The 6900-nt window shown below is 64.6% G+C and carries 4 protein-coding genes; 1 reads left to right on the plus strand and 3 read right to left on the minus strand.

Going from position 1 to position 6900, the window contains the following annotated elements:
- The 3 genes from murJ to A2J01_RS16475 all read right to left on the minus strand — a co-directional run.
- The coding region (gene murJ, locus A2J01_RS16465; protein ID WP_197494235.1) for a murein biosynthesis integral membrane protein MurJ at positions 1-2334 on the minus strand (2334 nt) is incomplete at its 3' end.
- Entirely contained in the window at positions 2331-4685 is a 2355-nt protein-coding gene (locus tag A2J01_RS16470; protein ID WP_064113120.1) for a DUF6049 family protein, read from the minus strand. The genes murJ and A2J01_RS16470, both read right to left, overlap by 4 nt.
- Positions 4682-5254, minus strand: coding sequence for an NUDIX hydrolase (locus tag A2J01_RS16475; RefSeq protein ID WP_030537486.1), 573 nt, complete (start codon positions 5252-5254; stop codon positions 4682-4684). The genes A2J01_RS16470 and A2J01_RS16475 overlap by 4 nt, the downstream gene beginning before the upstream one ends.
- 111 nt (positions 5255-5365) lie before the next feature.
- Between A2J01_RS16475 and A2J01_RS16480 the strand changes: the two genes are divergently transcribed.
- Positions 5366-6817 carry a CCA tRNA nucleotidyltransferase gene (locus A2J01_RS16480; protein WP_003942535.1) on the plus strand — a complete coding sequence of 484 codons (1452 nt, stop codon included), beginning with the start codon at positions 5366-5368 and terminating at the stop codon, positions 6815-6817.
- Positions 6818-6900 lie beyond the last annotated feature (83 nt).

Below are 6900 nucleotides of genomic sequence, written 5' to 3' on the forward strand. Positions count from 1 at the left end.
AGGTGTCTTGGACACACTGACCGGAGGTACCGGCGGAGCGGCCTTCTGCACCGGCGGCTGCGGCTTCTGACCCTGCGGGCTTTGGCCCTGCTGCGGTCGCTGTGCGGGCTGCTGTGGTTTCTGACCCTGCTGTGGCTTCTGGCCGGCAGATGCGGAGGAACTCGTGGATGCAGGTGTGCCCGACGATGCCGTTGACTTCTGTTCGGACGCTTTCACGGCAGAAGTCCCGGCACTCTTGTTGCCGGAAACGTTGTCGTCGCTCACCCTCGCTCCTTCTCCATCGATAGCCCGTCCCCGAATACGCGCGGGTTGCGATCCTGCACGCCCATGACCAGGGTACGGGAGCGCACCCGGTCGTTCTTGCTCGTTTGATTCCGTTCTGATTGCAGGAATCAGCTCGGTGACGTCGTCGTCGGTGTTGTTACGTGTGTCCGGTTCGGCGCGACCTGTCAGTGAACGAATCTTGCGGGAGACCGCAACCGTTACCGACAGAACCTCCGGAACCTTCTTGAAGTAGAGAATCGTGAAGGTGATCGCGAGCATCAGAATGCCGCCGACGGCGACGCGAACCATCGAGCCAGGTCCGCCGAAACGCTCGGTGAGTTGATCGAATCCGAGGACCCGGTCGACCGCGAGCATGGTCAACGACCCGGCTAGCGAGGCGAGTACGACGGACCAGACTGTCTTGCCCACGTTGGCCATCTGTAGGTTTCCGAGGCTGCGGTGCAGGAGGTATCCGCCGATGACGGCGCCGGTGATGTAGCCGAGACCGTTGGCCGCACCGAGCAGGATCACGACCTGATCGCTGTTGGACGCGAAGACCGGAGCCAGCGCCGAGAAAGCGATTTTCACTGCAGTGATGCCGAGAACGATCCACGTCGGCGTCCAGGCCTGTTCGCGGGCGTAGAACACTCGAAGTTGGATCAGGACCAGTGCGTACGGAATCAACGTGAATGCCGACCAGCTCACAGCGGTGCCGAGTCGTTCGGCCTGTTCGGGTCCGAAGCGGCCGTAACCGTAGAGCGCTTCACCGACCTGCGGGCCCATGAAGGTCAGGAACATGATGATCGGAACCAGCGTGATCATGGTCAGACGCGTTGCGACCGACAGATCGTCCACGACGGCCGGGGTGTCGTCGGCAGCAGCGTTGCGGCTCAGGCGCGGCATGATCGCCGTCAGAACCGTCACTCCGAGCACGCCGTACGGGAGCTGCAGGAGCAACCAGGCCTGGCTGTAGATGGCAGGGCCGGCTTCGTCGGCATGTGAGGAGATCTTGGTCGCGAAGATCATGCCCATCTGGCTGATCAGGACGTACAAGACGATGGCGACGGCCATGCCGCCGAACTGGCGCAGGCGGTCGTCGAGACCCCACAGCGGCTTGAGCGAGATCTTCTCGCGGCGAAGCGCGGGGATCAGGCTGGCTGCCTGCACGATGACGCCGATGGTGATGCCGATGCCGAGGGTGAGCAGCTTTGCATCGCCCATCGAGACCGGATCAAGCGAGATCTCACCCGGAGTCAGGCGATAGACCACGAGCACCACGAGGACGACGACATTGTTGAGTACGGGAGCCCAGGCTCCGGGCTTGAAGATCTGTCTGGTGTTCAGAAACGCTGTGAACAGCGCCGACAGCCCGTAGAACAGGATTGCCGGCAGAAGCAGATAAGACAGCGCCGTGGTCAGGTCGGTGCTGACCTCGCCGTCTTCGGACAGGAAGACGTATTTGGTGAGTACGGGTGCTGCCAGGGTCGCGAGCAGCGCGGCCATGCCGAGTAGAACGAGCGACGCCGTGAAGAGGCGTCGGACAAACGCTTCGCCGTGATCGGCGTCCTCCCGCTCGGCGCGAACCAGCACGGGGACGACGATGGCGGTCAGCACGGCGCCCAGAACCAGTTCCGCGATCATGTTCGGAATCTGGCTGGCGACGGTGAACGAGCTGGCGATGGCGGGGCCGAGGACCATCAGGATCATCAACTGCTTGGCGAATCCCGTGATGCGGCTCGTCAGCGTCGCGATCGCGATGGAACCCGTTGCCGCGAGGAGTCGAGAGTTCGTCTCCTTGCGTTCCCCGACCTGGACATGGGCGTCGGTGTCGAACTCGTCCGACGTGGTCGTCTGCCGGTCGGCGAATTCCATCTCGGCTTCGCGGTACCGGGGGTAGTCGCGGATCACCGGGATGGTCATGGTGGGTGCGTCGTCGAAACGTGCGTCCGGGTTGACCGGCTGGATCGGGTAACCGCGCTCCCACGGTGGCATCCGAGGATGCGAGCGGGTCGTGGCACTCTTGCGGGTGATCGCCGAGCGGCGACCCTCCTCGGGTGGATTCCCGGTCATGAGCGTTCGTACCCTTCATCTGCTGGGTCCGGCTGACCCTTGAATCGATGCCACAGCCGTCGCCCTGCCAGGAACAGCAGCAACCCTCCCGCTGTCGCCGTCACGGCGGCCAGGGGACGACCGTACGCATTCGACCGTACGGTCACGCTGGTCGGCGTACCCAATTGGCGGCCATCTGTCGTGGTCAGCGAGAAGTTGACTTCCAGCTTGCGAGAATCGTTCATTTCCGCGGGCACAGTCAACTGTCGGCTACCTCGCGGCGGAAGCTGTTTGGGACCGATGTCACTGATCTGCATCTCGGGTGGGGCTTCCACACGCAGGTCGACGTTGATGGCGATGGGCAGCTCGTTGCGCGCCACCAGCAGGAGCGGACTCTGCCCCGACGCGAGGGTGTAGACGCCGCCCGGAGACACCACACTGACGGCCCGGTACATCCCGTCGACGGCTTCGGTGACGTTGTCGGCGCGGATGGTCGCGGCCCGCTCCGCCCGATTGACCGACGCGGAGTCGACGTTGCGGCGATCGGCCAAGGTCATCGAACGGAGTAGATCTTCGCGGAGCGGCGCCGTGAATCCCCGGGGGGTGAGCGAAGCCGCCGGATCGTCCACGAGCGAAGCTTCGAGCCCGTCGATACGCGGAAGTTGGGTGGTTGCGGTCTCGACGACGGACGTCTGCGGACCGTCCTGGGTAGCCCGGTCCGGGTAGTCGAGCGTGGCGGCGTCCGTCGCGCCCGGTTGCCTGCCGAGCAGTGCCGGCAGGGCCTGAGGTGAGGCGAGCCCGGACCGGATGAGGGTCGCGAGCATCGAGAGCACCGCCGTGGCGTCGTTGCTGTCGGCGGTCCACAGTTGCGGCGGCGCGAAGATCTGATTGCGCGGCAGCGACGTCGGCGTCAGCGCGGCCCAGGCCATCGCCCCCAGCGCGTCCTGACGCCGGGCGCTGCGCGATTCGATGTCGATGGTCGGCGCGGTGTCGTCGGGGATGTACGACGGGACCTGCGGTTCCGAGCCGGTGGCGGCCAACGCTGCTGCCGCCGAGGTGTCGAAGGCAAGCGCGTCGAGTGAGCCGGTTATCCGCGACGACAGCTGCGGAGCTGCCGAGTCGACGGAAGTGTCAGCCACCATCGCTGTGGTGGGATTCACGCTCAGCACCTCTGCGGTGGCCGAGTCGAGGACACCCGAATCCGGCCAGACGAAATCTCGCAGTGAGGTCACGCCGAGGATGTTGTCGACGATGTCCGCCGGCCGTGTGAGCGCGGTAGCCGTCAACTCCGGATTGGCCACCGAGGTGACCGCGGCGAGATCGGACTGCGCGAACGGAACCGCCGTCGTGCACATCGAGGACGCGAGCGTCTTCACCCGGCCGAGCCACTGGTTGGCGGCGTCGCTGCCGCGGCCTTCGTGCGACGGCCCGGTGGGGTCGGACGAGTTGTCGGCCACGAGGTATCCGCGAGTCATGTTCTCGACGGTGATCAGAAGGTCGGGGTCGATTGCCAGGCAGAGCGCATCCGTGACGCGGCGATCGGTATCGCTCTCGGGCTTGGTGGCGTTCTCCACCGCATCGACCAACGCGTCCAGACGGCCGCCGTCGGAAAGTTCGGTGGCAAGTTCGTCGTCGATCAGGCGTACGGGCTCGTTGACCGCGCCGGGGATTCCGCCGACGAGTCGTGGCGCGTCGGCCAGCGGCCACATGAGCGTGACGCCGATCGGGGCGGACGTGTCGGGGGGAACGACGGCCGTCGCCGACGAACTAGGTGTTCCGGATGTGGCGTTCGATTCGGCTGCGGCCGGCACACCGAGGACGGGGAGCAGGAAGCGTGCGTCGTCGAGTCGGGCGGCACCGCCGTACTCCGGGGTGCCGTTCACGTTGACGAGCATCGGGTAGACGCCCGGTTCGGTGATGTCGAGAGACAACCCGGTAGTGCTCCGCAACGGCAAGGTGAGCGTGAACTGCTTGGACTGGCCGGTGTCGAGGGTGGTGGCAACGGTGTCGAATTCGCCGACCGTGTCGAAAACGGCCTGGTCGAAGTCGAGTGCTGCGCGCACGTCCGAACTGGAGTCGATCGCGGGAGCGCGTTGCAGCCTCACTCCGACGTCCTCGACGGGACGGTCACCGACGTTCTTCACCGTCCCCTTGACCACGACGTTGCGGTCGCTGGTGGTCGTCACCGTGGTCGGTGCGGTGGAGTCGATGGTCAGCTGCAGAAATTTGGCATCGTTGGTGTTTCGCGCCGGGGCGCGCTCACTGGGCTGGCTGGACGGCGCTGCCCATGCGACGGCCGTCGTTGCAGGCCCGAAACCGACAGCGGCCATCACCAGAGCGGCCACACCGGCCCGCCGCAGTGCCATTCTCATCCGGCGTCCGGTTCCTTCGGGCGCTGTTCTTGCCGTATTTCCGTTCGCGGCATCTCGGCGATCATCTGGGACGCGAGTTCTGCGAGTTTGCGCTCGTCGGCGTATGCGAGGCGCGAGTGCAATTCCGTCAGCGGCACCCAAGCGACTTCGGTGACCTCGATGTCCTCGTCGGAGAGTTCACCGCCGAGAAAGCGGAGGAGATAGTGGTGCACGGTCTTGTGGACGCGTCGACCTTCGGTCACGAACCAGTAGTCGATGCTGCCCAGCGGTGCCAGGACGGTTCCCTGGATACCGGTTTCTTCTTCGACCTCACGCATCGCGGTCTGCTCAGCGGTCTCACCTTGTTCGATATGGCCCTTCGGTAGCGACCAGAGCAGGCGTCCGCGGCGGTCGGTTCGGCCGATCAGTGCAGCGCAGAGGCGTTCCGGGGGTCCTCCCCAGCCGTCGACGACCAAGCCGCCCGCAGAAGTTTCACGGACGGTTCGCATCAAAGGTTTATCGGGGTTGCCGACGGCAGGTCGACGCCGCGGGTTGCGGCGACTCCTGTTTGTTCGTTCGGCACCAGACACCTCATCGATACTAGTTGGCGTTGCAGCGTTGCCCGGTAACCCGCGCAAAGCGGTCTATCGCGTTCGTATGCGCGTTCTGCTATTTGCGCACCTTAAGTAAGCTCCTTTCACGTGACTGTCCCTACCTCCGACGCTGATCGCCGCCTACGACTGCTTGCCGACGCCACTGCAACGCTCGGCACGTTGTCCGACGTGTTGAACCCGCTCGGTGAGCGTTTTGCTGCGGCCGGTCACGAGCTGTTCCTGGTGGGTGGCAGTGTTCGCGACGCGATCCTCGGCCGCTTCAGTGGCGATCTGGACTTCACGACGGACGCCAGGCCGGAGAAGGTTCAGGCTCTGCTCAAGGGCTGGGTGGACAAGCAGTGGGACACGGGCATCGAGTTCGGGACCATCAGCGCCATCAAGCACGGCCAGGAGATCGAGATCACGACCTTCCGGGCCGACGCTTACGATCGCGTCTCTCGTAATCCGATAGTCGAGTACGGCACGACGTTGGCCGACGATCTGGTGCGCCGCGATTTCACCGTCAACGCGATGGCGATGAAGATCGGCGCGGACGGTTCCTACACGTTTGTCGATCCGCTGAACGGCATGGACGCGCTGTTGGCCGGAGAGCTCGATACGCCGTCGGCGCCGGAAAACTCGTTCAACGACGATCCGCTGCGGATGCTGCGTGCTGCCCGGTTCGTCTCGCAGCTTGGTTTCACGTTGAACAATCGTGTTTTCGAGGCCATCAAGGAGATGGCGTCGCAGATCGAGCGAATCACCGCCGAGCGTGTGCAGGTGGAGCTGAACAAACTGATGCTGGGCATGTACCCGGTGGACGGCATCAACATGATGGTCGACTCCGGACTGGCTGCATACGTGCTGCCCGAGGTTCCGCAGATGAAGCTCGAGATCGACGAGCATCACCAGCACAAGGACGTCTACCAGCACTCCCTCACGGTGCTCCAGCAGGCGATCGATCTCGAAGAAGGCGATCCGGACCTTGTATTGCGTTGGGCAGCACTGCTTCACGACATCGGAAAGCCGGATACCAAGCGTAACGAGCCTGGCGGTGGGGTCAGCTTCCACCACCACGAGGTGGTCGGCGCCAAGCTGGTGCGCAAGCGCATGCGGGCACTGAAGTTCTCGAAGCAGATGGTCGACGACGTCTCACAGCTCGTGTTCCTGCACTTGCGTTTTCACGGCTACGGCAAGGGACAGTGGACCGACTCGGCGGTGCGGCGGTACGTCACCGACGCGGGCGAGCTGCTCCCCCGCTTGCACAAGCTCGTGCGGGCCGACTGCACAACACGCAACAAGCGTCGCGCCGCGCAGCTGCAGGCCACGTACGACGACATCGAAGAGCGGATCGCGCGCATCGCCGAGCAGGAAGACCTTGCTCGGGTGCGTCCGGACCTCGACGGCAACGCCATCATGGAGCTGCTGAACATCCCGGCCGGCCCGCAGGTGGGCAAGGCATGGACGTTCCTCAAGGAACTACGTCTGGATCGCGGCCCGCTCGAGCGTGACGAGGCCGAGGCCGAACTGCTGAAGTGGTGGGCTACCCAGCAGGGCTAGTTTCTCGTTTCTTGCGGTTGATCAGCACCGCTGACAATCCGGCGGCATAGACACCCGCACCGGCAACGGCCAGGCCGACGCTC

This window comes from Rhodococcus sp. EPR-134 (assembly GCF_001647205.1).
In the GTDB taxonomy this organism is placed as follows: Bacteria; Actinomycetota; Actinomycetes; order Mycobacteriales; family Mycobacteriaceae; genus Rhodococcus_F; species Rhodococcus_F qingshengii.